The sequence below is a fragment of the Caldalkalibacillus mannanilyticus JCM 10596 genome, from assembly GCF_000615945.1.
Lineage (GTDB): Bacteria > Bacillota > Bacilli > Caldalkalibacillales > JCM-10596 > Bacillus_AT > Bacillus_AT mannanilyticus.
In genome coordinates, this window is the sequence record NZ_BAMO01000037.1 from 15,869 (window position 1) to 41,935 (window position 26,067).

Sequence of the window (26,067 nt, forward strand, 5' to 3'; positions counted from 1 at the left end):
TTTACATGATATCCACAAACAAGATGAAAAATTAGAGGTACAGACCAAAGGAGAGAGTACCATGATCGGTTTACTAAAAAGGATGTTTGGTGATCCAAGCGAAAAGGAATTAAAAAAACTAGAGAAGGTCGTTGAGCAGATAAATCAGCTAGAGAGTAACATAAGCCCACTAACAGATGCCCAACTTCAACATAAAACTACAGAATTTAGATCTAGATTAGCTGACGGTGAAACGTTAGATCAGTTATTACCAGAAGCATTTACTGTGTGTCGAGAGGCATCTAAGCGTGTATTGCAAATGCGTCATTTCGATGTCCAGTTGTTAGGTGGGATGGTCCTACATAAGGGTGAGATTGCGGAAATGAAGACAGGAGAAGGGAAAACACTCGTGGCTACTCTGCCAGTCTATCTGAATGCTCTTGCCGGCAAGGGAGTTCATGTTATCACTGTGAACGACTATCTAGCCCGTAGAGATAGTGAGGTCATGGGACAATTATATTCCTTTTTAGGTCTTTCAGTGGGTCTGAATGTCCATGGCTTAACCACCGATGAAAAAAGAGAGGCTTATGCAGCCGACATTACCTATGGAACCAATAATGAGTTTGGCTTCGACTATTTACGAGATAACATGGTCATCTACAAGGAGCAAATGGTTCAAAGACCATTGAATTTTGCCATTGTCGATGAGGTGGATAGTATCTTAATCGATGAAGCACGAACTCCTTTAATTATTTCAGGGCAAGCACAGAAGTCCACACAGCATTATGGAGCGGCGGCACGCTTTGTCCAAACATTGCGTGAAGAAACAGACTATACCTTAGATGAAAAAGCGAAGAATGTCATGCTTACCGACGAAGGTGTAGCAAAAGCTGAGAAGGCTTTTCATATTGAAAATTTATTTGATCATGCCAATGTGACCTTAAATCATCATATTACTCAAGCTTTAAAAGCGAAAGTTATTATGAAGAGAGATGTTGACTATGTCGTGGAGAATGACGAAGTGGTCATCGTTGATGAATTTACAGGTCGTCTCATGCATGGGCGCAGATATAGTGATGGATTACACCAAGCGATTGAAGCCAAAGAAGGACTAGAGGTTCAGAGAGAGAGCATGACTCTAGCCACTATCACCTTCCAAAATTATTTTAGAATGTATAAGAAATTAGCAGGGATGACGGGAACAGCCAAAACAGAAGAAGAAGAGCTTAGAAAGATTTATGGCTTGGACGTCTATGTGATTCCTACCAATCGCCCGATGCAGCGTCAGGACTTACCTGATGTCGTCTACAAGTCAGAGGAAGGGAAATACAGGGCTGTAGTAGAGGAGATTGTCAACCGCCATAAAACAGGACAGCCTGTACTTGTAGGGACGATCTCTATAGAAAACTCAGAGGCTTATCTGACCAATTGAAGAAGAATGGCATTCCACATAAAGTATTAAATGCCAAGCATCATGCCCAGGAAGCTGAAATCATTTCTCTAGCAGGTCAGCGTGGTGCTGTTACCATTGCCACAAACATGGCAGGACGTGGTACAGACATTGTGTTGGGTGAAGGAGTAGCCGAGTTAGGCGGGTTACATATTCTAGGAACAGAAAGACATGAATCTCGCCGAATTGATAACCAGCTGCGAGGACGTGCTGGACGTCAAGGGGACCCGGGCTCAAGCCAATTTTATCTTTCTATGGAAGATGAATTGATGCGTCGCTTTGGTTCTGAAAATATTATGGGTATGATGGAACGTTTGGGAATGGACGATGATCAACCGATTGAGAGTAAGATGATTACTCGAGCTGTTGAACAAGCGCAAAAGAGAGTTGAAGGTCAAAACTTCGATGCTCGTAGCTGGGTTTTACAGTATGATGACGTGATGAATCAACAGAGGGAGATTATCTATAAGCAGCGTAAAGAGGTTTTAGAGCTGGATAGTCTACGCGAAGTTGTTTTAAAGATGGTTCAAAGTGTGGTCGAACGTGCGGTGAATATGCATACCCCTGAGTCAGAAATTCCAGAAGATTGGGATTTGCAGGCGATTGTTGATTATGCCAATGGAACCTTCTTCTATGAGGGTACATTAACAGAGCAGGAGCTAAAAGGAAAAGAACCTGAAGAAATGATCGAACTGATTTTAGATCAAGTGAAAAGCATCTACGATCGTCGTGAAGAAGAAGTGGGTTCAGAAATCATGCGCGAATTTGAAAAGGTGGTTGTTCTTCGTGCTGTAGATAGCAAGTGGATGGATCACATTGATGCGATGGATCAATTACGTCAGGGGATTCATTTACGTGCCTATGCTCAGACTAACCCTCTTCAAGCCTACCAATTTGAAGGCTTTGAGATGTTCCATGGTATGATTGAAGCGATTGAAGAAGAAGTGGCAACCTATAGTATGAAGGCACAAATCACGCCAGGAGTTCAACGTGAAAAAGTGGCAGAAGGAGAAGCTGTCATCCCAAATAGTAATGGAGAAAAACCTAAAAAGAAGCCTGTCCGTCGTGAGGTTAAGGTAGGAAGAAATGACGTATGTCCTTGTGGCAGTGGCAAAAAGTATAAAAATTGTTGTGGAGTGAACTAAATGGCATTAACAGAAATAAAGCAAGAAATGAGTATCATTGAAAAACGACTAAGTGAATTTAGGGGGTCTCTTTGACTTAGAGGCGAAGGAAAGACGAATTGAGGAATTAGATGAGGTAATGGCTCAGCCAGAGTTTTGGAATGATCAGGAGAAGGCTCAGACGATCATAAGTGAAACAAATGCGCTAAAGTCCAGTGTGCAAAAAATGGCTGAATTAACAGCAGGCTATGAGGATGTACAAGTGATCTTAGAGCTAGCCAAGGAAGAAGAAGAGGATGAAGAGCTTGTGCAAGAGGCTCTACAGAATGTGAAGATCTTAAAGCAGCAAATGAATGACTTTGAACTAGAGCTTCTTCTAAGCGAGCCTTATGATAAAAATAACGCGATTTTAGAGCTTCATCCTGGTGCGGGTGGTACGGAGTCACAGGATTGGGCAGAAATGCTGTTACGGATGTATCAACGCTGGGCAGACTCTAAGGATTTCAAAGTAGAAACCTTAGATTATCTTCCAGGGGATGAAGCTGGAGTTAAGAGTGTGACACTTCTTATCAAAGGACATAATGCCTATGGCTACTTAAAGGCAGAAAAAGGAGTCCATCGCCTTGTGCGAATCTCTCCTTTCGATGCATCAGGTCGGCGCCATACTTCCTTTGTTTCCTGTGACGTTATGCCTGAGCTATCTGATGATGTGGATATCGATATTCGGACAGAAGATCTGAAAATAGATACCTATCGTTCCAGTGGGGCAGGTGGACAGCATGTCAACACGACAGATTCCGCCGTTAGAATTACGCACCTTCCATCAGGAGTGGTTGTCACATGTCAGTCAGAGCGTTCACAGATTAAAAATCGTGAAAAAGCGATGAAGGTTTTACAAGCCCGCTTGTATGAGAAGCAGATCGAACAACAACAAAAAGAGCTAGCTGAAATCAAAGGAGAGCAAAAGGAGATTGGATGGGGAAGTCAAATCCGCTCCTATGTCTTTCATCCTTATAGTTTAGTCAAGGATCATCGAACCAATATGGAGGTCGGGAATGTTCAGGGAGTGATGGATGGAGATCTTGATCCCTTAATTGATGCGTACCTTCGCACACAGATTACTAAGTAATGGAGAGAACCAAGACAGATGAAAAAAAAGAGAAACAGACAACCGAGGTCCAAAACAGCTACTCTCATTTTAGATTATTTGTACCTTTTATTCGGAGCCACCATTGTGGCTCTTACTTTTAATTTGCTTTTATTCCCTAATAAGATTGCTTCAGGCGGTGTGAGCGGGATCAGTATTATTACTGGGCATCTCTTTGGGATAGAGCCTGGATTTGTCCAGTGGGGCTTGAATATTCCTTTATTTATAGCGGGTGTCATATTACTTGGAAGGCAATTTGGTTTAAAAACATTGGTAGGAACCCTTTACTTACCTTTCGTGGTGATTCTGACCAAGGATTTGGAGCCAATCACGCATGAGCCTTTTTTAGCCGCTTTATTTGGCGGAATTGGTGTGGGAGTTGGAATTGGCTTTGTCTTCAAAGGGAAAGCCTCCACAGGTGGAACCGATTTGGCAGCCAGATTATACATAAGTATACGGGTTTAACATTAGGGGTTTGTGTGCTGATGATTGATGGTCTGATTGTTCTTGCCTCAGCGTTTGCCTTTAATATCGAGCTAGCTTTGTATGCCTTGATCAGTTTATTTGTGACAGGGAAAACCATTGATATGGTTCAAGTGGGTCTAGGCTATGCCAAAGTGGCATTTATCGTCACAGAACAGCAGGAAAAGCTGCGTTCAGCGATTCTAAATGACCTTGACCGAGGAGTGACCAAATTAGCTGCTACGGGTGGATACACAGAGCAAGAACGTCCAGTATTGCTTTGCGTCGTCAATCAGACAGAGGTTTCCAAGCTAAAGGATATTGTTCATACCAATGATCCTAATGCTTTTGTCATTGTGACCGATACCAACGAAGTGCTGGGACAAGGGTTTAATTATAAATAGATCAGTCAAAAAGAGCGATGAGAAGGCTAAGGCTTTCTCATCGCTTTTTCTCTTTAGAGCCCCGTGAAATTGTAATAACGAAGAATCAGGATCACGCATAGGCTCAAGGCACATACTCCAGTATAGTAGAAGCGTATCATTAGACTTTCACTCCCAGAAATCCACGCTCTTACTAATGAAATTCCTTGCAGTAAAACAATGAAGGCTGGTAGAAACGGCATAAGTAGGGCGATTTTCATCAGGGTAGGCAGAACGAAGAAGATATCAACTGTTTGCTGTATTTGTGATACGCCAATAAGGAAGACAATGAGGTATAGAATAACACTCCAACATAACAGTTGATGTATTTGACGCGGATCACTATACCAAGGTAAAGCAGGCTCGACCTTTTGTTCTATCCTGTTCTCGTTTTTCTTTCTGGCTAAGATTCTTCTGCTCAATTGAAAGAGATGCACTATGCCAGTCAGAATAGCTATTAGAGCTAAAAGGACAAGCAGAATCAAATGGAATAACGGTTCCTGATACCAGGCTTTCTTTTCGTAAACGAAACTATCAGAGAAGAACAAATGTGTAATGTTTCCTTTCTCATCTTCTTCGAAGGCAAGCGTTTGACTGGTTTCTGGATGAACAAAGACAAGCGGCTCCTTCTGCACATAGGTATATTCTTCACCGAAGGAATTCAGCAGGAGAGCTTGATTATCCTGGTTCTGAATATGGATATTTGCCATTAATAACACAGGCAATTTGGAAATATCCTCTTGACTATTGCGATTGGTATAATAGGTTCCCGTATAACGTTCTAAGCTTTCTTCTTTGCTGCTTACCTTATGATCATTAGCCTCTAGCTGGGCAACAGAAGAGGTAGTGGGATAGAAGTTATCAATAAATTCTGGGATGAAGGAATAGGTCATTAAAGCTCCACTTGTACTGTTATTGGAGATAAATACGCCGACATTTTGCTCCTTATCTAACATAAAGAAGCTATTGGTTCCACCTGTATTTCCACCGTGTTCTAGAAAACGATGAGAGTGGGATAATCGTTCGAAAAATCCATAACCAAAGCCCTGTACCTGTGGATGTTGTGAAAACTGCCGTTCGTGCATGATAGCGATTGTCTGTGGCTGTAGTACTGTGGTGTTATTCCATGTTCCATTGTTAAGGTGGAAGAGCAGAAAGGCAGCCATATCCTCAGCAGTAGAAATCATAGATCCAGCAGGAGGGAAATAAAAATCATAGAGTGGTAAAGGATGGTATTGATCACCCAGAAAGGCATATTCATGAGCAAGCTGCTCTTCTGCTGCCACGTTCATCAGGACATGTGTGTTGTTCATACCGAGTGGTCCTAGTATATTCTGTTGAATATAGTCCTCGTAACTCAAGCCAGATACTTCTTCAATGACAAGCCCTAAGAGTCCCATCCCGTAATTGCTGTATTGAACATATTTTCCTGGTTCGCGAAGCACTTGAGGCTGATTATTTTTGAGATATTCTTCTAGTGAACCTCTCTCTTGATAATCCCGAGCAGCCATTCCGACAATGCGCTCATCAAAGCCTGGGGTATGGGTCAAAAGATGTTTGATCTTAATCGTAGAATAAGCGCCTGTATCCACTTGGAAATTAGTTAGATAGCTATTCACATCTTGCTCTACATCGACCAATCCTTGTTCGACGAGCTGCATAATGGCAGTAGCTGTAAACAGCTTAGTAACTGATCCAATTCTAAACAAGGACTGCTTAGGATCTACTTCTGTGTTGGACTCTAGGTTGGCATAACCAAATCCTTTTTCATAGATTACTTCATTGTCCTTCACCACGATGATAACAGCGCCAGGAACATGATTTTTCTCCATGGCTTCAGAAAAGTAATCGTCTGCAAAGGCGGTAACATTTTCTGTTGTTATGGAGAGAGGCTCATTTTTCGGTGGATGGTTAGCGGCATAGCTATGTATGGGTATCAAAAGCAGAAAGAAACATAGTAGCATAGCAATATTTTTTTTCAAGAGATATTCCCCTTTCATGTAGGTCTATTCTTTTCTAATATATTGTTCTCCATCCTATGATATATCAAGAAAAGATAAATAAATAGGGTGAAGAAGGCGGAATATTCCTACGTCTGAGGGCTTATTTTTCAAGTAGCAAAGGCAAGAACAAAAAAAGCTTTCCATATCATTTTGTCTTTTAACAAAATCGATATGGAAAGCTTAAAATTTTGGTTCTCATTTGTTACTTGTTTTTCTACATTTGAACATTAAAATATCTAGCTTCTGGATGTGCAAAGACCATGGCAGAAACAGAAGCCTCTGGCTCCATCATAAATCCTTCGGTTAAATGAATGCCAATATCCTCTGGCTGAAGAAGTCGGAATAGTTTTTCCTGATCCTCTAGGTTGGGACAGGCTGGATAACCGAACGAGTATCTTTGCCCTTGGTATTTGGCTTGGAAGCGATCCAGCATGGTGAAATCGGTCGGGTCAGAGAAGCCCCATTTATCTCGGATAACCTGATGGATTCGCTCAGCAAAGCCTTCTGCCAGCTCTAAGGCGAGAGCTTGCAGGGCATGACTGCGTAAATAATCCCCCTTTTCCTTCCATTCCTGCGACTTTTCACGGATACCGGAGCCTGCTGTTACGGTAAAAAATCCGACGTAATCCATCTCTCCACTCTCGACTGAACGGAGATAATCCGCTAGGCAGAGAAAAGGAGCTTTGTTTTGTCTTGGAAAGGAGAAACGTTCCAAAACCTTAGAACGATCTGCTGGGTCATAAATGATCACATCATTCCCTTCGGACTGAGCTGGGAAAAACCGATACATCGCATGAGTGGTAATTAATTTTTCCTGTTTTGCCTCTGCTAGAAGGGATTCCACCGTATCCTTGAGCTGTAGTGTTTTTTCATCCTTCTCCTCTAAGAGTCGACTTACCTTTCCTTTTAACCCGAGATGATGCCCCAGTAGCATTTGCCAGTTAATATATGGCTCAATATAGGCTAAGGAATAATCTCGTAAAACATGTCGCTCCAGGTCGGCAGGAAGGTAGATCGGGACATCTGTAGAGACATCGGACCTTGCTGGAACAGGTGTGTGGACGGCTTCGTTTCCTTGCTTTCGGCTGAGAGAAGCCTGTTCTTCTTTTTTCCGTTTCTTCTCTAGGATGATCTTTTCTCGTTCTTCTTCATTTTGAATGCGATTGGCTAAATCCAAGCCATCCATGGCATCCTTGGCATAGACGACTAGACCGTCATATTCCGCAGAAATTTTGTTATCAGTAAACTGTCTGCTTAGTGCCGCGCCACCAACAAGAATAGGAATTGAAATATCGGCTTGCTTTAAATCATGGGCGGTGAGGACCATTTGCTGTGCAGATTTGACTAGGAGTCCAGAGAGCCCGATGGCATCTGGTTGCTCCTTTCGGACTGCTTCGATCAGCTCATTAGGCGTCACCTTGATTCCTAAGTCAACCACTTTAAACCCATTATTACTGAGAATAATCTCTACAAGGTTTTTACCGATATCATGTACATCGCCTTTGACAGTGGCTAAGATGATTTTGCCTTTTCCGCTATCGTTATTTTCCGATTTTTCCATATGAGGCTCTAAGAAGGCAACAGAGGCTTTCATCACCTCTGCACTTTGCAGAACCTCGGCAACAATCAATTGGTTATCGTTGAACAAGCGGCCTACCTCTGCCATTCCAGCCATTAAGGGTCCATTGATAATATCCAGAGGAGCAGGATATTTTTGCAGCGCTTTTTCTAAATCAGGCAGAAGCCCTTCTTTTGTTCCTTCAATAATGTAGTTTGCTAGGCGTTCTTCTAAGGAAAGATTAAGATCAACCGTTTTTTTCGTTTCTTTCTTGCCACGATAGAAGGCAGTAAAGTCTGCCAAGGTTTGATCCGTAGTTTCAAAGAGTAGATCCTCCGCCATTTTTCGCTCTTCCTCAGGAATGGAGGCAAAGCGCTCCAGCTTCTCCGTATTCACGATGGCATAATCCAATCCAGCCTGAGTACAGTGATAGAGAAACACCGCATTTAAGACCTCACGTCCCACAGGAGGGAGACCGAACGAAACATTACTCACTCCTAGAATGGTCAAGCACTTGGGAAGCTTTTCCTTGATCAGACGAATCCCATCAACCGTTGCTTTCGCTGATCCAATATATTGTTGATCGCCTGTACCAACTGGAAAAACAAGCGGATCAAAAATAATATCTGTTGGATGCAAGCCATATTTATTGACGAGTAAATCGTAGGAGCGTAGCGCCACTTCAAGCTTCTTCTCTGCAGTGACTGCCATCCCTGTTTCATCAATCGTTCCGACAACAACGGCAGCCCCATAGCGATGGATAAGTGGCAGAACTTTTTCAAAACGTTCCTCGCCATCTTCAAGATTAATAGAATTAATGATGGCTTTTCCCTGAGAGAAGGAAAGGGCCTTTTCGATGACCTCTTCGTCTGTAGAATCAATCATCAGAGGGACTTTCACCTTGTTGACCACATATTTCAAGAAATTTTTCGTATCTTCAAGCTCATCTCGATCTGGATCGGCTAAGCAGATATCGATCACATGAGCACCGCCTTTTACTTGAGCACGGGCAATTTCAGAAGCTTCTTCATAGGAGCCTTCTGCGATCAGGCGCTTAAACTTGCGCGAACCTATGACGTTGGTTCTCTCACCGACAAATAAGGGACGCATGCTCTCATCGTAGATCAGTGGTTCGATTCCTGCGACAGCATGAGGATGCTCACTTACTTGGACTCGTGGTGAATATTTCGAAACAACCTCGACAATCGCTCTGATATGATCAGGCGTGGTTCCGCAGCAACCTCCCACAATGTTGAGCCACCCTTTCTCTGCAAAGCCTTCAAGTTTCTTGGCAAGAGACTGAGGGGATTCATGATAATGTCCCTCCTCATCAGGTAATCCCGCATTTGGATAACAGATGGTTGCGGTTGTGGCTAATTCAGATAAGGAGCGCAGATGATCGGTCATAAACTCGGGTCCTGTGGCACAATTAAGTCCCACACAGCTAGGCTTCATATGCTCTAAGGAAAGATAGAAAGCCTCGATGTTTTGCCCAGCCAGCGTTGTTCCCATAGGCTCAATGGTTCCTGAAACAATCAAGGGAAGTTTTTTTCCACATTGTTCAAACGCTTTTTCAATGCCGATAAAACCTGCTTTAACGTTCAGCATATCCTGACTTGTTTCCAGCAAAAGAAGGTCTACACCACCTTCGATTAACCCGATGGCTTGCTCGGCATAGTCTTCGATCAAGGTTTCGAAGGTGGTTCCTCCTGTGACAGAAAGGGTTTTGGTGGTTGGTCCCATAGAACCAGCGACAAAACGAGGCCATTCAGGGGTAGAGAGCTCATCAGCCGCCTTTCGGGCAATTTGAGCTGCTACTCGATTGATCTCTAAAGCGAGATGACCTAGATCGTATTCATCTAAGACAAGGCTTGTTCCGCCAAAGGTGTTGGTTTCAATAATATCTGAGCCTGCTAGGAGATACGCTCGATGAATCTCTTCGATCACCTTAGGAGCAGTTAATACCAAATATTCATTACACCCCTCGTATTCTTCTCCTCCGAAGTCCTCTGGCGTAAGGTTAGCCTGTTGGATCATGGTTCCCATGGCACCGTCTAAGACTAATATTTTCTGTTTTAATTGTTTTTCAAATAACGTTTCTGCCATGTTGTTGTTTCCTTTCTTCTGAGGATATCTGTTGATGGATATAGTTTGTTAACTCGACCGTCATCTCATAACGCATGAACGGAGTAATGAGATAAATTCCTTTAAACAATGGGAGGGCTGTATCAATCAGTGACTTGGCAATCTTGACCCCTTCCACTTGAGCTTTTTCCTTATCTTGTCCGTGTGCTGCCATTCTTCTGCGAATATCATCCGTAAGCTTAATCCCAGGAACCTCATTATGCAGGAATTCTGCGTTGCGAGTATTGGTCAAGGGCATAATTCCGATATAGATGGGAGCGGCTAGGTGCTTCGTTGCTTCATATACATCAAACAATTGTTCATGACAATAGATTGGCTGGCTAATGAAATAATCTGCCCCTGCTCGATCTTCTTTTCTAAACGTTTGACGGCTTTATCTAAATGTCGAACATTGGGATTAAAGGCGCCTGCAACAGAAAAGGAGGTTTTTTGTCCTAAAGGCTTACCAGAGAAAGAGATTCCTTCATTAAACTGTTTAATTAAATGGATAAGTTCAAATGAAGAAAGGTCATAGACAGAGCTTGCACCGGGAAAGTCGCCTACTTTTGTTGGATCTCCTGTTACAGCAAGCAACTGGTTAATCCCTACTGTATGCAAGCCCATGATGTGAGATTGTAAGCCAATGAGATTGCGATCACGGCAGGTTATATGACAAAGCGGGCGAATGTTATACTGATTTTTTAAGATCGAGCCCATAGCTAAATTGCTGATTCGAGGAGAAGCGAGCGAATTATCTGCCATAGTCACAGCGTCAATTCCCGCCTCTTTTAAGGCTAAGGCTCCTGCAAAAAATTTCTCTGTACTCAATTGTTTAGGAGGATCTAACTCCACAATAATGGAGGGGCGTTGCTGAACAATTTCATGTAGATGCTGTTCCCGTTTGTTGTCTGCATAGTGAACCTCGATTCGCTGCTGGTGTGTTTTCGTTTCTTTTTCCGTTACAGGCTCAAGCCCGCGAACCGCTTGGGCAATTCCTTTGATATGCTCAGGTGTCGTACCGCAGCAACCACCGATTAAGCGTACTCCCTGCTCACGTAATGCGAGGGCACTCTCTTCAAAATAAGCTGGGGAAGAGGAATACGTAAGCTTTCCATCAACTAAATCAGGTAGGCTGGCATTGGGATAAGCAGACAAAAGGGCTTTGGACGGTAAGGGAGCTTCTTCAAAAGAACGAATCATATGGTAGGGACCCTGACGACAATTTAAGCCTACGACATTGGCTCCCAGCTCTTCTAGCTCTTGAAAGGCTTGGGCAATGGGAATCCCGTCCTGTAGAATCCCTATTTCATGCAAGGAAACCTGAGCGACAATGGGCAGAGGAGTGATGCTGCGGGCGAGGCTAAGAACCGTTTTTAATTCTTCTAAATCATAATAGGTTTCTAAGAGAATTCCATCTACGCCCTCCGTTAATAAGGCGTCTACTTGCTCCATAAAGTAAGCTTTAATGTCACTGAGTGAGGTTGCCTTTTTCTTGACTCCGCGAATGCCCCCAATGGTTCCCAAAATATAAGCTTCATCTTGAACGACACTTTTAACGATCTGAACAGCACGTCTATTTATTTCTTTCACTTGATCTTCTAAACCATAGCGTAATAGCTTCTCATAGTTGGCTCCGTAAGTGTTGGTTTGGAGAACCTGTGCTCCTGCCTGAAGATAGGCACGGTGGACCTGTTCCACTTGATCTGGATGCGAGATATTAAGCTCTTCAAAGCAGTGCCCAATTCCGTAAGAATAGAGAAGGGTGCCAATGGCACCATCAGCAACAAGGATTTTCTGTTTTAAATCATCTAAGAATGGCATTGGTTCACTTCCTTCTGTGTCATTTTACCTTATCTAAGGTGCTTCCCTTGGCAAAGGCTTGGGTAAAATCCTGAATAATATCTTGCGGGTCTTCTAAACCAACGGAAAAGCGGAGGAGACCATCATGAATCCCTCTTTTTGCTCTTTCCTCAGGTGGCATCGAGCCATGTGACATGGTTGCCGGGTAGGAAAGAATGGATTCCACTGCGCCTAAGCTAACAGCAAATACAGGGATTTGCACATGCTCGACAAAGCTTCGAACTGCATCACGGTCTTTTAAGCGGAAAGATAAAACAGCTCCTGCGCCTGATGCTTGCGCTTGGTGAATAGCATATCCCGAGTGACTAGGAAGTCCTGGATAATAGACCTCTTCTACAGCAGGTATCTCCAAAAGGCTTTGAGCAATGGCTAGAGCGGCTTCTGAAGACTGTTTTAGACGGACATGAAGGGTCTTCAAGCCTCTCAGGATCAGCCAAGCATCCTGTACACCAAGAATGGCACCGAAGGCATTGTGCAGAAAGGCAATTTCTTTTGCCAGAGCTTCATCCTTGACCACAGCAAGCCCTGCTACCACATCACTGTGCCCCCCGATAAATTTAGTCGCACTATGCAAAACAACATCTGCTCCTAATTCCAAAGGTCTTTGTAACACAGGAGTCATGAACGTGTTGTCGACATAAGTGAGACAGCCATGCTTCTTGGCGATCTTGGCTACAGCAGCAATATCCGTAACTTTCATTAATGGATTAGAGGGGGTTTCTAGATAGACAACTTTGGTTTCTGGTCGGATCGCTTTCTCTACTTCTGTCAAATTGGTCATATCGACAAAGGTATGTTCAATCCCGTAGCGATTTAATACTTGAGTAATGACGCGGTAGGTTCCTCCGTAGACATCATCAGTAATGACCACATGATCCCCTTTAGACAGAAGCATGAAGCAGGTGGAGATTGCCGCCATTCCAGAACCAAAGGAAAACCCTCGACAGCCTCCTTCCAGCTCGGCGATCGCTTCATCTAAGGCGTCGCGTGTCGGGTTACTCCCTCGGCTGTATTCATAGGGTCCAAACTCATCTACACTAGGCTGATGATAGGTCGAGGCATGCTGAATGGGAACACTGACAGCTCCGGTCAGAGAATCAAATTTATGCTTGTTGTGCAACAGCTTTGTTTGAAGGCTGAGTTGATCATTCTTCATTTCTAAACACTCTCCTTCGCTTTTTGTAAGGCTTGCTCAATATCGGCAATAATATCGTCCTCGTGTTCTACTCCTACAGAAAATCGAAGGAGGCGATTACAGACACCGTAAGCTGTTCGAATCTCTTCGGGGATATCCATGTGAGTCTGTGTAGCGGGATAAGTAATGAAGCTTTCTACTCCGCCAAGGCTTTCTGCAAAGCTAATCATTTGCAGCTGCTGTAAGAAGGGATTAATCCACTCTGATTTTTGTAGACGGAAGGAGAGCATTCCACCTCGACCTGGATAGAGTACATCCGTGACACAATCGTGTTGCTCTAAGTACTCCACTAAGCGCTTGGCATTTGCTTCGTGCTGGCGCATGCGCAGAGCCAAGGTCTTCATTCCGCGAATCAGGAGCCAGCTGTCAAGAGGACCAAGTGTAGCACCAATCGCATTATGATACATAGCCAGTTTGGCGCACAGCTCTTCTCCTTTGGCTACAATAAGCCCAGCTAAGACATCATTGTGTCCACCTAAGTATTTGGTTGCACTATGGATGACAATATCTGCTCCATCCTCAATCGGTCGTTGGATAAAAGGGGTATAGAAGGTGTTATCAACAATGAGAAGTAGGTGGTGCTTCTGAGCAAGCTGACTGATGGCTTTGATATCCGTTTCCTGCATTAAAGGGTTGGTCGGAGTTTCGATAAACAAGGCTTTTGTTTTATCTGTAATTTTGGCTTCAAATGCTTCGATATCACGGCTGTCTGCATAAGAGGCTGAGATGCCCCAATGGGTCCAGCCCTGTTCAAACAAACGATATGTTCCTCCATATAAATCTTGAGAAACCAATAATTCATCCCCTTGTTTAAACAAGCCCATCAGTGTTTGGATAGCCGCCATGCCAGAGGCACAGGCATAGCCCTGATCTCCTGCTTCAAGATCAGCAATGGCTTTTTCTAGAATGGCTCTTGTTGGATTGCCTGTTCTTGTATAATCAAATCCTGTGCTTTGCCCAATTCCTGCATGGCGAAAGGCTGTGGAGAAATAAACGGGTGGGTTAACAGTTCCAGTTGTTTCTTCGCTGCGGTTTCCAATTTGAACTAAAGTGGTTTCTACCTTCTTTTTTGACATGTTTTAATGTCCTCCATTTCATCAAAAAATCTTGAGGCGAGAGCTTTCCTGATGGGCTGTGTCAAGGTGTCGAATCTATAAGAAAAGCCCTCTTCCATAAGAAGAAGGCTAGAAATTAAGTTAGCTTCTTCTTATCGATCAAGTTGAGTACAACTTGCAGGAATTAGCACCTGACCAATCACGCTTGTTTGGCTGGTTGCTGAGGTTTCACAGGGCCAGTCCCTCCACCTCTCTGGATAAGAAAATAATTCATTTTTTTAAATATTTAATAATTAACTTACATGAAAAAAGAGATTTTGGCAAGTAGAAATTTGAGAAAAACGCATAAAAATAGTATGATTTAATAAAATGTCAACATTTGTTAAATTTTTTACTCTGTTTTTAAAGTATAATAAAAAGTGTTGATTTTCGTCATTTGTAAGAGGAATTTATTCGATTGTGTCGAAGTGTTTACATTGGAAATAATGCATTTCTAGTGCATTTCTGAAAATCACGAAACGCTGACAACAATTCAAAACTGGATGTGATCAAAATGATTGAAATGCAAGATGTTTGGAAGACATACCCAAATGGTGTCCATGCCTTAAACGGGATATCCGTACAAATAAATAAAAGTGAGTTCGTTTATGTAGTGGGTCCAAGTGGAGCAGGAAAATCCACTTTTATTAAATTAATGTATAGAGAAGAAAAGCCAACAAAAGGTGAGATTTTTATTAATGGGACGAATGTCACTCATTTGAAAAATAGGCATACACCAAAACTGCGAAGATCCCTGGGAGTTGTTTTCCAGGATTTTAAACTTTTACCCACCTTGACTGTCTATGAGAATGTTGCTTTCGCTATGGAAGTGATTGAACGTCCTCGAAAAGAAATTAAAAAAAGAGTGATGGAAGTGTTGGATTTAGTTAAATTAAAGCATAAGGCGAGGTTTAAGCCTGTTGAACTTTCAGGTGGGGAGCAGCAGAGAGTAGCCGTTGCTCGTGCCTTGGTTAATAACCCAGGTCTCCTCATTGCGGACGAGCCTACAGGGAATTTAGATCCAGACACCTCGTGGGATATTATGAAGCTTTTTGAAGATATTAATTACTCAGGAACGACGATTGTAATGGCGACTCATAATAGAGATATTGTAAATGGCATGAAGAAGCGAGTCATTGCCATTGAAGGCGGACTCATTGTTCGAGATCAGCTTAGAGGAGATTACGGATATGAAAATTAGAACTCTTGTCCGACATATGCGTGAAGGAGTCAAAAATTTACGCCGTAATACGTGGATGACATTTGCTTCAGTTCTCTCGGTAACCATTACTCTGATGATCCTAGGTGTATTCTTATTATTGGCACAAAACATTAATTTTATTGCTGGGGAATTAGAAAACCAGGTGGAAATTACAGTATTCCTAGAGCTGACTGCTGCAGAAGCTGAAATCAAGCAGGTAGAGCGTAAGCTTCAAGAAATTCGAGAGCTAGAAAGCATTGAATTTGTCGCGAAAGAAGATGGAATTGAACGTTTTATTGACAGCATGGGAGAACAAGGTAGGCATTTTCAGGACTTTAAGGGAGAGAATAACCCTTTACCCGATATCTTTATTGTACGTACCTCCACCCCACAAGATACACCCAAAGTAGCCGAAAAAATAACGACGTTTGCCCATGTTTATAAAGTGAATTATGGCGCTAGTGTAGTAGAAAAACTATTTACGGTGACCAATGCTGTACGAAACTTAGGCTTAATTTTCGTTGTTGGATTAGCCTTCACAGCGATGCTTTTAATCTCTAACACGATCAAAATCACCATCGTGGCCAGAAGAAGAGAAATTGAAATTATGAGATTAGTAGGAGCTAAGAATTGGTTTATCCGCTGGCCTTTTATTATTGAGGGGCTTTTATTAGGAGTGATCGGAGCCTTAATTCCTATCGTTGTGCTTATTGCAGGCTACCATAAACTGCTAGAAGCGGTAGGAGAGTATTTAAGCCTGAACTTCTTCGAATTACTTCCCATCCTGCCTTTGGCCTATCAATTGAGTGCGTTATTGCTTGGAATAGGTGCCTTTATTGGCGTATGGGGAAGTTTGATGTCTGTTCGCCGATTTTTACGAATCTAATCAAGTTTGGAATCTAATAGATTGAGAGGGAAGCCGATGCAAAGGAGAGTCTTGTCTATCAGAAAAACGATATATAGTAGCTTGCTTGTTGCTATTCTTGTTACAGGCAGTCTATTTATCAATTGGGGAGAAGCTTCAAAAGGGTCTGCCAATTCAACCAAGGTAAAGCAACTAGAGAGTCAAATTGCAGAGCTGAAGAAAAAGCAGCAAGAAGCGAAGCAAAATATTCAAAAGATCAATCAAGAGAAGCAACGGCTCGAGAACGAAGAGTCTAAGCTATATCAAGAAATTGAAACCATTGATTTACAGCTTACTGAAACAGAGTTAAAGGTGACCAAGAAGGAAAATGAGGTAAGCGAAACAGAGGAGCGAGCCTATCAGGCAGCCTTAGAACTAAAAGAAGCCGAGGAAAAAATAGATGTACAGGACGATCTTTTAAAGACGAGAGTTCGTTCTATGTATGAATTTGGTGATGCTACGAATTATTTAGATGTTCTATTTGGAGCAACCAATTTTAGTGATCTATTAAATCGAATTGAGTTTCTAACCTTGGTCAGGCAACAAGACCAAAAGATCATTAATCAATATGTGGCGAACAAAGAAGTGATAGAAGAGAAAAAATTGCAAATTGAAGAGCTTTTGGTCAAGCTCGAAGGACAGCTTGTCGAGTTAAACCAAATGCAAGAGAATCTGAGAGAGCAAGAAAAGAAGAAAAGCCTGCGAATTGCTGAAATCAATAAGGTACAAGAGGATTTAGCGGCACAGGAGGAAGAAGAGGCTCAATTAGCCATCCAATTCGCCAATCAAATCGCTGCCAAAAACAAGGAAATTGAAAACTTACAATTCGATGGGAAATTCCTATGGCCAGTACCGGATAGCAAGCGCATCACCTCAAATTTCGGCTTTCGTTCTGATCCTTTTACGGGTGCGAGAAAAGGTCATCGTGGAACGGATATCGGAGCACCAGAAGGGACAAAAATTGTCGCGGCATCTGGTGGAATCGTGATTGTTGCTGAGTATTTAAGAGGTTACGGAAATACAGTGATCATTGAGCATGGAGATAATATTAGAACGCTCTATGCCCATATTCGAAATGGCGGAATTAAGGTCAAAGTAGGGGACAAGGTAGCCAAGGGAGATAAGATTGCCGAGGTAGGATCGACAGGTCGTTCTACCGGACCTCACCTGCACTTTGAAGTTCATGAGAATGGTACTCAGGTAGATCCGATGAAATATTTGAAAAAGTAGTGTACAATAAGAGGACAGGCTCTAGGAAGTACAAAAAAGAATCATAGTATGTACAGGCTTCACATAAACTAAACAGGAGGCTTCACACAGGCAGAATCAAGTATCTTCTCCTTGTGAGAAGCCTTCTTGACGCAATCATAGATAAGGTGGTGGAGATGTGAAATTTCAAGCTAGAACGGTCTTTTTATTAGTCGGTCTATCTATTATCCTAAGCAGTATAGCAACCTATATCGTCATAGGAATGAATCCCAACCAAGAAGGCCTTCCACAGCTTAGTCAGGCAGAGGACATCACGAAATCAGATGGCAAAAAATCGACTGGAAACGTAGAGGAAAAATTTAATAAAATCGCTGAGGCTTATAAAGTGATCAGTGAAAACTACGTCTTAGAAGTTGATGAAGAAAAGCTATTAGAAGGAGCCATCGAAGGAATGCTGAATACCTTGGAGGATCCTTATTCTGTGTATATGGACCCCGAAGCTGCCGAGCAGTTTAAATCCTCCTTGCAATCTTCTTTTGAAGGGATCGGAGCGGAAGTCATGATTCAGAACGGGCGTGTGACGATCGTTGCTCCTATTCGCAATGCACCAGCAGAAAAGGCAGGCTTACGTCCTAATGACCAGATCCTTAGCGTCAATGGAGAAAACATTGAAGGGCTGGACTTGTATAAAGCGGTCTTAAAAATTAGAGGACCAAAGAATACAGAAGCGGTACTAGAAATTGCTAGACCAGGAGTTACAGACCCGATCACGATCACCGTCATCCGTGATGAGATTCCACTAGAAACCGTCTATAGTGAGACAATGAAGGTCAATGGAAAAACCTTCGGAAAAATTCAAATTACTTCTTTTGCTGCGAGTACAGCTCAGGATTTTGCGACTGCCTTAACCAGCTTAGAAAAGGCAGGAATGGCTGGCCTGGTTATTGATGTGAGAGGGAATCCAGGAGGGTACCTAGACGCAGTAAGAGAGATTGGGAAATTAATTGTTCCAAATGAAAGCATTATTACAGAGATTCAAAGCCGTACAGGACAGAAGGCAGTGTACCGATCTACTTTTAAAGGGAAGAAAGAATATCCCATTACCATTCTTGTCGACAATGGAAGCGCAAGTGCCTCAGAAATTCTTGCTGCTGCCTTGCAGGAGGCAGGAAATTATAAAGTCGTCGGAAAAACCACCTTTGGTAAAGGAACTGTCCAAAGCACTGTCGAATTAAAGGATTCAAGTGAAATAAAGATTACCATAGCCAAATGGTTAACACCGAAAGAAAATTGGATTCATCAAAAAGGGGTTCAGCCAGATATCGAAGTGGAGCAGCCAGATTACTTTAAGGCTGTACCAATCCAAGCAGAGCAGCCATTAACACGAGATATGAACAGTGAACAGGTGAAGAACCTGCAAGTGATTTTACGCGGGCTAGGCTATGATCCAGGTCGAGGGGATGGCTTCTATAGCCCTGAAACAGAAGTGGCTGTGAAATCCTTCCAAGCAAAAAACAATCTGAAAGCAACAGGACAGGTTGATGAAAAGACAGCTTCTCTTTTACAGGAGCAACTTATTGAGGTCATCAAAAATCCTCAAAATGATTTACAGCTTCAAAAAGCACTTGAAGTTTTAGTCAAGGAAATCCGATAATAATAGCAGGGAGTTTGAATCGAATCGTTTAAAAATAGAAGGTGAAATGGAAAGGGGACAGAAGTGATGAATGGTTTGCTACAATGGCTAGAAGCGTTGATTCATGCTATTCCATCCTTTTTTCTGTCCCCTTTTCCTTATGTCATGCTGGGCATCATTGCGCTTCAATGGCAAAGGCAGATTGATCTAGAACGTAAGCTCTTTAGCGCACGTCTGCATACAGTGGCAGAGGGCATACTTCACTCTGTCTTTTATGGACTTTTGGGAGGACTACTCGTTTCCATCCTTATCTTGGGCTCGGGTGTGGTCTTTTCTACAGTTCCTTTGCTCTATTTATGGGGAATTGCTTTCGTCCTGATGCTTTTTCATGTGCGTTATTTATGTTTTGCCTATTCTGGAGCCATCCTTGGAGGAGCTGTCTTAGTTGCCCGTTGGTTTCCACAGGGGGCTGACATTGTCTGGCTAAGTGAGGTTTGGGGTCAGCTCAATAGCATTTCTTTACCTTCTCTTTTTGCTTTTGTTGCGCTTCTTCATCTGATCGAAGCCCTCCTTATTTTCCTAGCAGGAAGCAAACGAGGTACACCTATTTATCTGGAGGGGAAAAGAGGAAAGCTTGTCGGCGGTTATCAGCTACAGCATTTTTGGCTTGTACCGGTCTTTGTACTGGTTGAAGGTGGACAAGCTACACTTCCCGTATTGTACCAAGGGTGGCCGTTCTTTACGACTTCCTCTACTGCTGTGTATTCTCTGCTTCTTGTGCCAGCCGTGTTGGTTTTTTCAGAACAGGTCACTTCATCCAGACCAGAACAGAAGGCGAAATTTATGGCACAAGGCTTAGCTGCCTATAGTCTTCTATTACTGGGAATGGCAGTTGCTACTCAATATGCACCTAGCTTAGTGTATTAACTCTTCTTGTGGCGATTGGAGGTCATGAAGCTCTAGCCGTATACAGCAGATGGAAAGAAGGGAAGCACCCACCGTATTATGTGCATCCTAGAGATGGAGTGAAAATATTGGCAGTGATCCCTTATAGCCCTGCTGAAAAGATGGGGCTACGGGCAGGAGAAGTGATTGTTAAGGTCAATGGAATGGCTGTCAAGGAGAGAAAAGAGCTGTATCAGGCATTAACATGTAATCTGGCTTTTTGTAAGCTGGAGGTTATTAATTTAGAGGGTCATCTTAAATTTGCTAAAAGCTCACTGTATGAAACGGACCATCATCAGCTAGGCGTGATCCTTGCACCAGATGATGAAATCCCTTATTATATGGCACAGAAGAGGCAGAATCTTCTTCAGCTTCTACGTCAGAGGCTGATTCGGAAAAATAAAAATCATCAAGAGCTTAATCAGGATCAAAGTAAAGCGCTATGATCTAAAAGGTTAAAAGGACAAGCTAGGCAGGGGAATACCTGTCCGAAATGGAAGTTAAGCGATGAGCGTTGGAATGGAGGATAGGTATTCCCCTGCCGTCAGTTGGAGGGAGTAAGCTTCATAAAAACACCAAAACAAAAAGGACTCGGCAAAAGCCGAGTTTTTTAGCGCCGTTTTTCTTGAAAACTATACGCTCATTTTTAAGATATGATAGACATCTTCTGTGCTTAGTTTTTTGAAGTTTCCGATCGGTCCGAATACCGTTGCTTTTTCTGCGATCGTCATTAGGTGTTCCTCACCAATCTGGTAATCAGCTAAGCGTTCAGGAGCCCCAATCTTGGTAAAGAAGCTTCGAGTCGCTTCAATTCCTGCTAGTGCAAGCTCTTCCGTTGTTTTGTTAGCAGCTTCAATTCCCCAGACTTCTACAGCAAATTGAGCAAAGCGTTCAAGGTTTTCTGTGAAGACATATTTCATCCAATTGGGGAAGAGGATGGCGAGTCCACCAGCATGGGGAATATCATAGATTGCACTTACCGCATGCTCGATTCCATGACTTGCCCAATCCCCTAACATGCCATGAGAGATTTGTCCATTTAATGCCATCGTGCCGCAATACATCAGGTTGGCACGTGCCTCATAGTTCTCAGGATTTTCGAGAGCCAGAGGGGCGTTTTCAATGATGGTTTTCAGTACCGATTCACAAAATCTGCTTTGCAGAGGAACATCAGAGGTATGACTAAAATATTGCTCAAAAACATGGGACATCATATCCACAATGCCATAAATAGTCTGATCCTGCGGAACCGTAAAGGTATAGGTTGGGTCTAAGATCGAAAAGGAAGGGAAGGTCGTACTAGCCCCTCTTTTTTCTTGAAGCTCCCAATGAGTCACAACACTTCCTCTATTCATCTCTGATCCAGTCGCTGAAAGAGTCAGAATAACGCCAAGCGGGAGAGCGTCCTTAGCGACGGCTTTTCGGTCATAGAAATCCCAGACATCCCCCTCATACTTAGCACCTACAGCCATGGCTTTAGCCGCGTCGACAACACTGCCTCCCCCTACTGCCAGGATCAGGTCGATGCCTTCACGTTGACAAATATCTATTCCTTTATGTACTGTGCTTAACCTTGGATTAGGCTCCACGCCTCCCAATTCAAATACATCGGCACCTGCCTCATCAAGCTTACGCAGCACCTCATCGTATAAGCCAAAGCGCTTAATACTTCCTCCACCATAGACTAATAAAACCTTTTTACCAAACTCAGATACTTTTTTAGAAAGCTGTTCAAGCTGTCCCTTGCCAAATAAAATTTCAGTTGGATTGTAGTAGTTAAATGTAAGCATGGTATTTTCCTCCTTTATGAAGTCAATTAGAAGTTTTGAAGTAAAGATAAGGTGAAAAAGGAACACAAGCGAAGAGAGGTGAATCTCCTATCATTGTATCAAATGCTTTTAGCAAATAGAAATAAGAGCATTTTATGAGCAACAAGTTTATATGGGTGAAGGAGCGGTTAAAATAGGGACATTATTGTTGGAGGTGTTAATAGGAGAATGAAGATGGAAGAGCTTAGTTTACGGCAAAAAATAGGACAAATGCTGATTTGCGGCTTCGAAGGAACAAGTCCATCACAGGAAATCATTCAATTTATCACAGAGAATTATATAGGCGGTGTCATTTATTTTAGTAGAAATATAGAGCGGACGGAACAAATCCATTCCCTTTCCCGTCAACTACAGCAAACAGCAAGGGAAAATAAGATGCCTCCCTTATTTATTTCCATTGATCAAGAGGGAGGAGTGGTTTCGAGAATCATAGATAATATCACCTTAATGCCTGGGAATATGGCACTTGGAGCAACGGGAGATCGAAGAGGAGTGTATGAAGCGGCAAAAATCACAGGTCAAGAGCTGCGCTGTCTAGGGATCAATCTGAATTTTGCCCCTTGCTTGGATCTATTTAATAATCCCTTAAATCCAGTGATTGGTGTTCGGGCGTATGGAGAAGATCCGAAGCTAGTGGGAGAAATGGGCTGTGCGGCAGTAAAGGGCTATCAGGAGTCAGGGGTTGCAGCTACAATTAAGCATTTTCCTGGACATGGAGATACGCAGATTGATTCACATCTCGATTTACCTACTATAGCTCATGATGTGCAGCATTTGCTAGAAGTAGAGCTTCTCCCTTTCCGTCAGGTGATTCAGCAAGGAGTGGATGCGGTGATGACAGCTCATATTGTTTTCCCTGCATTAGAACCAGAGCTTCCTGCTACTCTATCACCTCAAGCGATTGGAAGATTACTGAGAAATGAGCTTCAATATGATGGAGTCATTATTACCGATTGTCTAGAGATGAAAGCTATTGCCAGCTACTATGGGTCAGATGAAGCTGCTATTCGAGCGGTTGAGGCAGGTGTTGATCTCCTGCTCTACAGTCATCGTGCTGATCGGCAAAAAGGAGCGATCGAAGCGCTTGTTCAGGCAGTGCAAAATGGGAGAATAGCTGAAGAAAGAATCGATCAATCTGTCAGGCGGATTTTCGCTTTGAAGGAAAGAAGAAGCATGGGGCAGATCACCCCAGCTTGGGCAGAATGTGAGGCACTTCTTCAGACGAGAGAAGCGCTGGTGATTGCCCAGAGGCTGAGCGAACAAAGTATCACGCTGGTGAAAGGAAAGGGTTCGCTTCCGCTTACTAGAAATCAAGAAACGCTTGTGATTTGGGTCCAGCAGGAGGTGACAACAGAGGTAGATGAGATGGTTCATCCGCAGGAGCGGCTGGCTCAGGTATTAGCTTCTCTTCAAGCGAAGGTAAGAGAAAGAATCGTTTCGCTCTCTCCGAGTGAAGAGGGGATTCAAACCATTCTTGCTGAGTGTGAGTCGTATGAGCAGATTATCCTAACAAGCTTTAATGCAGGAGACTACCCTGAACAGATCCAACTGATTAAGGAGCTTTCTACACGAAAAGGAGATTCATTGATCGTGGTTGCATTACGCAATCCAACCGATCTTCTTCATTTCCCTCAGGTACAAACCTATCTGACGACCTATGAGAGCAGACCTCTTGCTTTGCATTCCTTAGCCAAAGTCTTAGTAGGAGAAGCAGAAGCGAGAGGCACTCTTCCGTTTACGCTCCCGCTCTGAGTGGAATAAGGATAGTTGAGAAGAGAAGAAGAGAGGAGCAAAGGTCTAGCTAATAAAAAAAGATAGAACATATATTCGTTAAAAGTTGTCATTTTGCTCCTTTTCTGTGCTATAATCTACAGTATGATAAGTACACAGACAGTTCAGGATAGAGGAAGCTAGTTAAAGTTCATGAAGATAGGAGTTTTCATTATGGAACAATCCTTTCAATTAGTATCGAAATATTCTCCACAGGGGGACCAGCCAAGGGCGATTGAACAAATCATTCAAGGGCTTCAAGCCAATGTGAAGCACCAAACCTTACTAGGAGCTACGGGAACGGGAAAAACGTTTACGATGGCTCAAGTCATTTCTAAGGTCAACCGCCCCACGCTCGTCATTGCCCATAACAAAACCCTAGCGGCTCAGCTACATAGTGAGTTGAAGGAGCTATTTCCCCATAATGCGGTTGAATATTTTGTCAGCTATTATGATTACTATCAGCCAGAAGCCTACATCGCCCATTCAGATACATATATCGAAAAAGATGCCAGCATTAATGATGAAATTGACAAGCTGCGCCACTCGGCAACAAGCTCCTTATTTGAGCGTAGAGATGTGATCATCGTTGCCAGTGTTTCTTGTATCTATGGTTTAGGATCTCCCGAAGAGTATCGGGAGCTGGTTCTTTCGCTCAGAACAGGAGTAGAGCGAAGCCGAGATGATGTCTTGAGGAAACTAATCGACATTCAGTACGAAAGAAACGATATTAACTTCCATCGCGGAACCTTTCGAGTACGTGGAGATGTGGTTGAGATTTTTCCAGCTTCTAAGGATGAGCAAGCGATTCGAGTCGAGTTTTTTGGTGATGAGATCGAAAGGATGACAGAGATTGATGTCCTCACAGGTGAGATTTTGGGTGAACGTGAGCATGTAGCCATCTTTCCAGCCTCTCACTTCGTAACCAGAGAAGAAAAGATGAAGATTGCGATTCAAAGCATAGAAGCAGAACTAGAGCTACGGCTGCAAGAACAGCGAGAGAATGGCAAGCTGTTGGAGGCACAGCGCCTAGAACAGCGTACTCGTTATGATCTAGAGATGATGCAGGAGATGGGTTTCTGCTCAGGGATTGAAAACTACTCTAGACACCTGACCAATCGCCCAGCAGGCTCTACGCCGTATACCCTACTTGATTATTTTCCCGAGGATTTCATGATCGTCATCGATGAGTCACATGTAACCATTCCCCAAATTAGAGGGATGTATAATGGGGACCAAGCCAGAAAGCAAATTCTAATTGAACATGGCTTCCGTCTGCCGTCAGCCGCAGATAACCGCCCTCTGCGCTTTGAAGAATTTGAGAAGCATATTAAGCAGATTATTTATGTTTCTGCGACCCCTGGTCCTTATGAATTAGAGAAAAATCCGAAGGTCATTGAGCAAATTATTCGACCAACAGGGTTAATTGATCCAGTGATTGATGTTCGACCGATCAAAGGGCAAATAGATGATTTAATAGGAGAAATTCAAGAGAGAGTGGCGGTTAATGAAAGAGTCTTAGTAACCACTCTAACGAAAAAGATGAGTGAAGATCTAACTGATTATCTGAAGGAAATAGGAATCAAAGTCAGATACCTTCATTCGGAAATCAAAACCCTTGAACGACTCCATATAATTCGGGAATTGCGACTAGGTGTTTTTGATGTCCTGATCGGAATTAACCTGTTAAGAGAAGGATTAGATATTCCTGAAGTGTCTCTTGTCACTATTCTAGATGCGGATAAGGAAGGGTTCCTACGTTCGGAACGCTCTCTGATCCAAACCATTGGACGTGCGGCTAGAAATGCCAATGGACATGTGATTATGTATGCCGATCGCATCACAAACTCCATGCAAATAGCGCTGGATGAAACACAGCGCCGTAGAGAAACACAAATGGCCTACAATAAAGAGCATGGAATTACCCCGCAAACCATTGTGAAGCCTGTCTATAACGTAATCGAAGCGACGAAGGTAGCGGAATCACCGGCAGAGTATGAAGCGGTTCCTAATCTTAGCAAAATGTCGAAGAAGGATCGTGCCGGAATGATTGAAAGACTAGAAAAAGAGATGAAGGATGCAGCGAAGAATCTTCAATTTGAAAGAGCGGCTGAGTTGCGAGACCTCATATTAGAGTTGAAAGCGGAAGGATGAGTAA

Annotated in this window: 14 protein-coding genes, 3 pseudogenes and 1 riboswitch; of the genes and pseudogenes, 11 read left to right on the forward strand and 6 right to left on the reverse strand. The window is 43.0% G+C overall.

Annotated features, from left to right (window positions below; all coding sequences use genetic code 11):
* Positions 1-61: 61 nt before the first annotated feature.
* The 3 genes and pseudogenes from secA (at position 62) to JCM10596_RS26330 (ending at position 4,566) form a co-directional block, all read left to right on the forward strand.
* A pseudogene (gene secA, locus JCM10596_RS26320) lies at positions 62-2,574 on the forward strand (preprotein translocase subunit SecA).
* Positions 2,575-3,682 (forward strand): peptide chain release factor 2 gene (gene prfB / locus JCM10596_RS26325; protein WP_148302640.1). Its coding sequence is split into 2 segments (ribosomal slippage): positions 2,575-2,646 and positions 2,648-3,682, totalling 1,107 coding nucleotides; the frame shifts between segments, so codons are not numbered across the junction. It begins immediately after the preceding pseudogene.
* Positions 3,683-3,700: 18 nt separating this feature from the next.
* Positions 3,701-4,566: pseudogene (locus JCM10596_RS26330) on the forward strand (YitT family protein).
* Between the two features lie 53 nt (positions 4,567-4,619).
* On the opposite strand, the gene JCM10596_RS28170 reads toward JCM10596_RS26330, so the two are convergent.
* The 5 genes and pseudogenes from JCM10596_RS28170 to JCM10596_RS18170 all read right to left on the reverse strand — a co-directional run bounded on the left by JCM10596_RS28170 (position 4,620) and on the right by JCM10596_RS18170 (position 14,400).
* Positions 4,620-6,566, reverse strand: a complete 1,947-nt coding sequence (locus JCM10596_RS28170; RefSeq protein ID WP_159102374.1) for a serine hydrolase domain-containing protein — start codon at positions 6,564-6,566, stop codon at positions 4,620-4,622.
* 235 nt (positions 6,567-6,801) lie between these two features.
* Positions 6,802-10,251 (reverse strand): methionine synthase, encoded by a 3,450-nt coding sequence (gene metH / locus JCM10596_RS18155; RefSeq protein ID WP_025028349.1) that lies wholly within the window; start codon positions 10,249-10,251, stop codon positions 6,802-6,804.
* Positions 10,232-12,090, reverse strand: a pseudogene (locus JCM10596_RS26340) (bifunctional homocysteine S-methyltransferase/methylenetetrahydrofolate reductase). Before JCM10596_RS26340 ends, metH begins: the two are co-directional and overlap by 20 nt.
* Before the next feature lie 19 nt (positions 12,091-12,109).
* Positions 12,110-13,285, reverse strand: a complete 1,176-nt coding sequence (metC, locus tag JCM10596_RS18165; RefSeq protein ID WP_025028350.1) for a cystathionine beta-lyase — start codon at positions 13,283-13,285, stop codon at positions 12,110-12,112.
* Positions 13,286-13,287: 2 nt separating this feature from the next.
* Entirely contained in the window at positions 13,288-14,400 is a 1,113-nt protein-coding gene (locus tag JCM10596_RS18170; RefSeq protein ID WP_025028351.1) for a methionine biosynthesis PLP-dependent protein, read from the reverse strand.
* A gap of 128 nt (positions 14,401-14,528) precedes the next feature.
* Positions 14,529-14,643: riboswitch (SAM riboswitch) on the reverse strand.
* A 289-nt stretch (positions 14,644-14,932) separates the two neighbouring features.
* Between JCM10596_RS18170 and ftsE the strand changes: the two genes are divergently transcribed.
* The 6 genes from ftsE to JCM10596_RS28175 all read left to right on the forward strand — a co-directional run bounded on the left by ftsE (position 14,933) and on the right by JCM10596_RS28175 (position 20,756).
* Positions 14,933-15,619, forward strand: coding sequence for a cell division ATP-binding protein FtsE (ftsE, locus tag JCM10596_RS18175; protein ID WP_025028352.1), 687 nt, complete (start codon positions 14,933-14,935; stop codon positions 15,617-15,619).
* Complete coding sequence (gene ftsX / locus JCM10596_RS18180; protein WP_025028353.1) at positions 15,609-16,505, forward strand: permease-like cell division protein FtsX; 897 nt, start codon at positions 15,609-15,611, stop codon at positions 16,503-16,505. Before ftsE ends, ftsX begins: the two co-directional genes overlap by 11 nt.
* A 36-nt stretch (positions 16,506-16,541) precedes the next feature.
* Positions 16,542-17,753 carry a murein hydrolase activator EnvC family protein gene (locus JCM10596_RS18185; RefSeq protein ID WP_025028354.1) on the forward strand — a complete coding sequence of 404 codons (1,212 nt, stop codon included), beginning with the start codon at positions 16,542-16,544 and terminating at the stop codon, positions 17,751-17,753.
* 157 nt (positions 17,754-17,910) lie between these two features.
* Positions 17,911-19,386 carry a S41 family peptidase gene (locus tag JCM10596_RS18190; RefSeq protein ID WP_025028355.1) on the forward strand — a complete coding sequence of 492 codons (1,476 nt, stop codon included), beginning with the start codon at positions 17,911-17,913 and terminating at the stop codon, positions 19,384-19,386.
* 66 nt (positions 19,387-19,452) lie between these two features.
* Complete coding sequence (locus tag JCM10596_RS26345) at positions 19,453-20,292, forward strand: hypothetical protein (RefSeq protein WP_051541374.1); 840 nt, start codon at positions 19,453-19,455, stop codon at positions 20,290-20,292.
* An 8-nt stretch (positions 20,293-20,300) separates the two neighbouring features.
* Positions 20,301-20,756: a PDZ domain-containing protein gene (locus tag JCM10596_RS28175; protein ID WP_051541375.1), complete on the forward strand. Its 456-nt coding sequence runs from the start codon at positions 20,301-20,303 to the stop codon at positions 20,754-20,756.
* A 186-nt stretch (positions 20,757-20,942) separates the two neighbouring features.
* Here JCM10596_RS28175 and JCM10596_RS18200 read toward each other — a convergent pair whose 3' ends face one another.
* Complete coding sequence (locus JCM10596_RS18200) at positions 20,943-22,100, reverse strand: iron-containing alcohol dehydrogenase (protein ID WP_025028356.1); 1,158 nt, start codon at positions 22,098-22,100, stop codon at positions 20,943-20,945.
* Between the two features lie 213 nt (positions 22,101-22,313).
* On the opposite strand from JCM10596_RS18200, the gene nagZ reads away from it, so the two are divergent.
* Together nagZ and uvrB are read left to right on the forward strand one after the other, a co-directional pair.
* Positions 22,314-23,891 (forward strand): beta-N-acetylhexosaminidase, encoded by a 1,578-nt coding sequence (gene nagZ / locus JCM10596_RS18205; protein ID WP_234410555.1) that lies wholly within the window; start codon positions 22,314-22,316, stop codon positions 23,889-23,891.
* 192 nt (positions 23,892-24,083) lie between these two features.
* The gene (gene uvrB / locus JCM10596_RS18210) at positions 24,084-26,063 is read left to right on the forward strand and encodes an excinuclease ABC subunit UvrB (RefSeq protein WP_025028358.1); all 1,980 of its coding nucleotides are present in this window, start codon (positions 24,084-24,086) and stop codon (positions 26,061-26,063) included.
* Positions 26,064-26,067 lie beyond the last annotated feature (4 nt).

Bases quoted from the DNA above. Each gene is read 5' to 3' on its own strand.
- metH (WP_025028349.1), bottom strand. From the start codon at position 10,251: ATGGCAGAAACGTTATTTGAAAAACAATTAAAACAGAAAATATTAGTC.
- JCM10596_RS18200 (WP_025028356.1), bottom strand. From the start codon at position 22,100: ATGCTTACATTTAACTACTACAATCCAACTGAAATTTTATTTGGCAAG.
- ftsE (WP_025028352.1), top strand. From the start codon at position 14,933: ATGATTGAAATGCAAGATGTTTGGAAGACATACCCAAATGGTGTCCAT.
- JCM10596_RS18170 (WP_025028351.1), bottom strand. From the start codon at position 14,400: ATGTCAAAAAAGAAGGTAGAAACCACTTTAGTTCAAATTGGAAACCGC.
- metC (WP_025028350.1), bottom strand. From the start codon at position 13,285: ATGAAGAATGATCAACTCAGCCTTCAAACAAAGCTGTTGCACAACAAG.
- JCM10596_RS26345 (WP_051541374.1), top strand. From the start codon at position 19,453: ATGAATGGTTTGCTACAATGGCTAGAAGCGTTGATTCATGCTATTCCA.
- JCM10596_RS18185 (WP_025028354.1), top strand. From the start codon at position 16,542: ATGCAAAGGAGAGTCTTGTCTATCAGAAAAACGATATATAGTAGCTTG.
- uvrB (WP_025028358.1), top strand. From the start codon at position 24,084: ATGGAACAATCCTTTCAATTAGTATCGAAATATTCTCCACAGGGGGAC.
- nagZ (WP_234410555.1), top strand. From the start codon at position 22,314: ATGGAAGAGCTTAGTTTACGGCAAAAAATAGGACAAATGCTGATTTGC.
- ftsX (WP_025028353.1), top strand. From the start codon at position 15,609: ATGAAAATTAGAACTCTTGTCCGACATATGCGTGAAGGAGTCAAAAAT.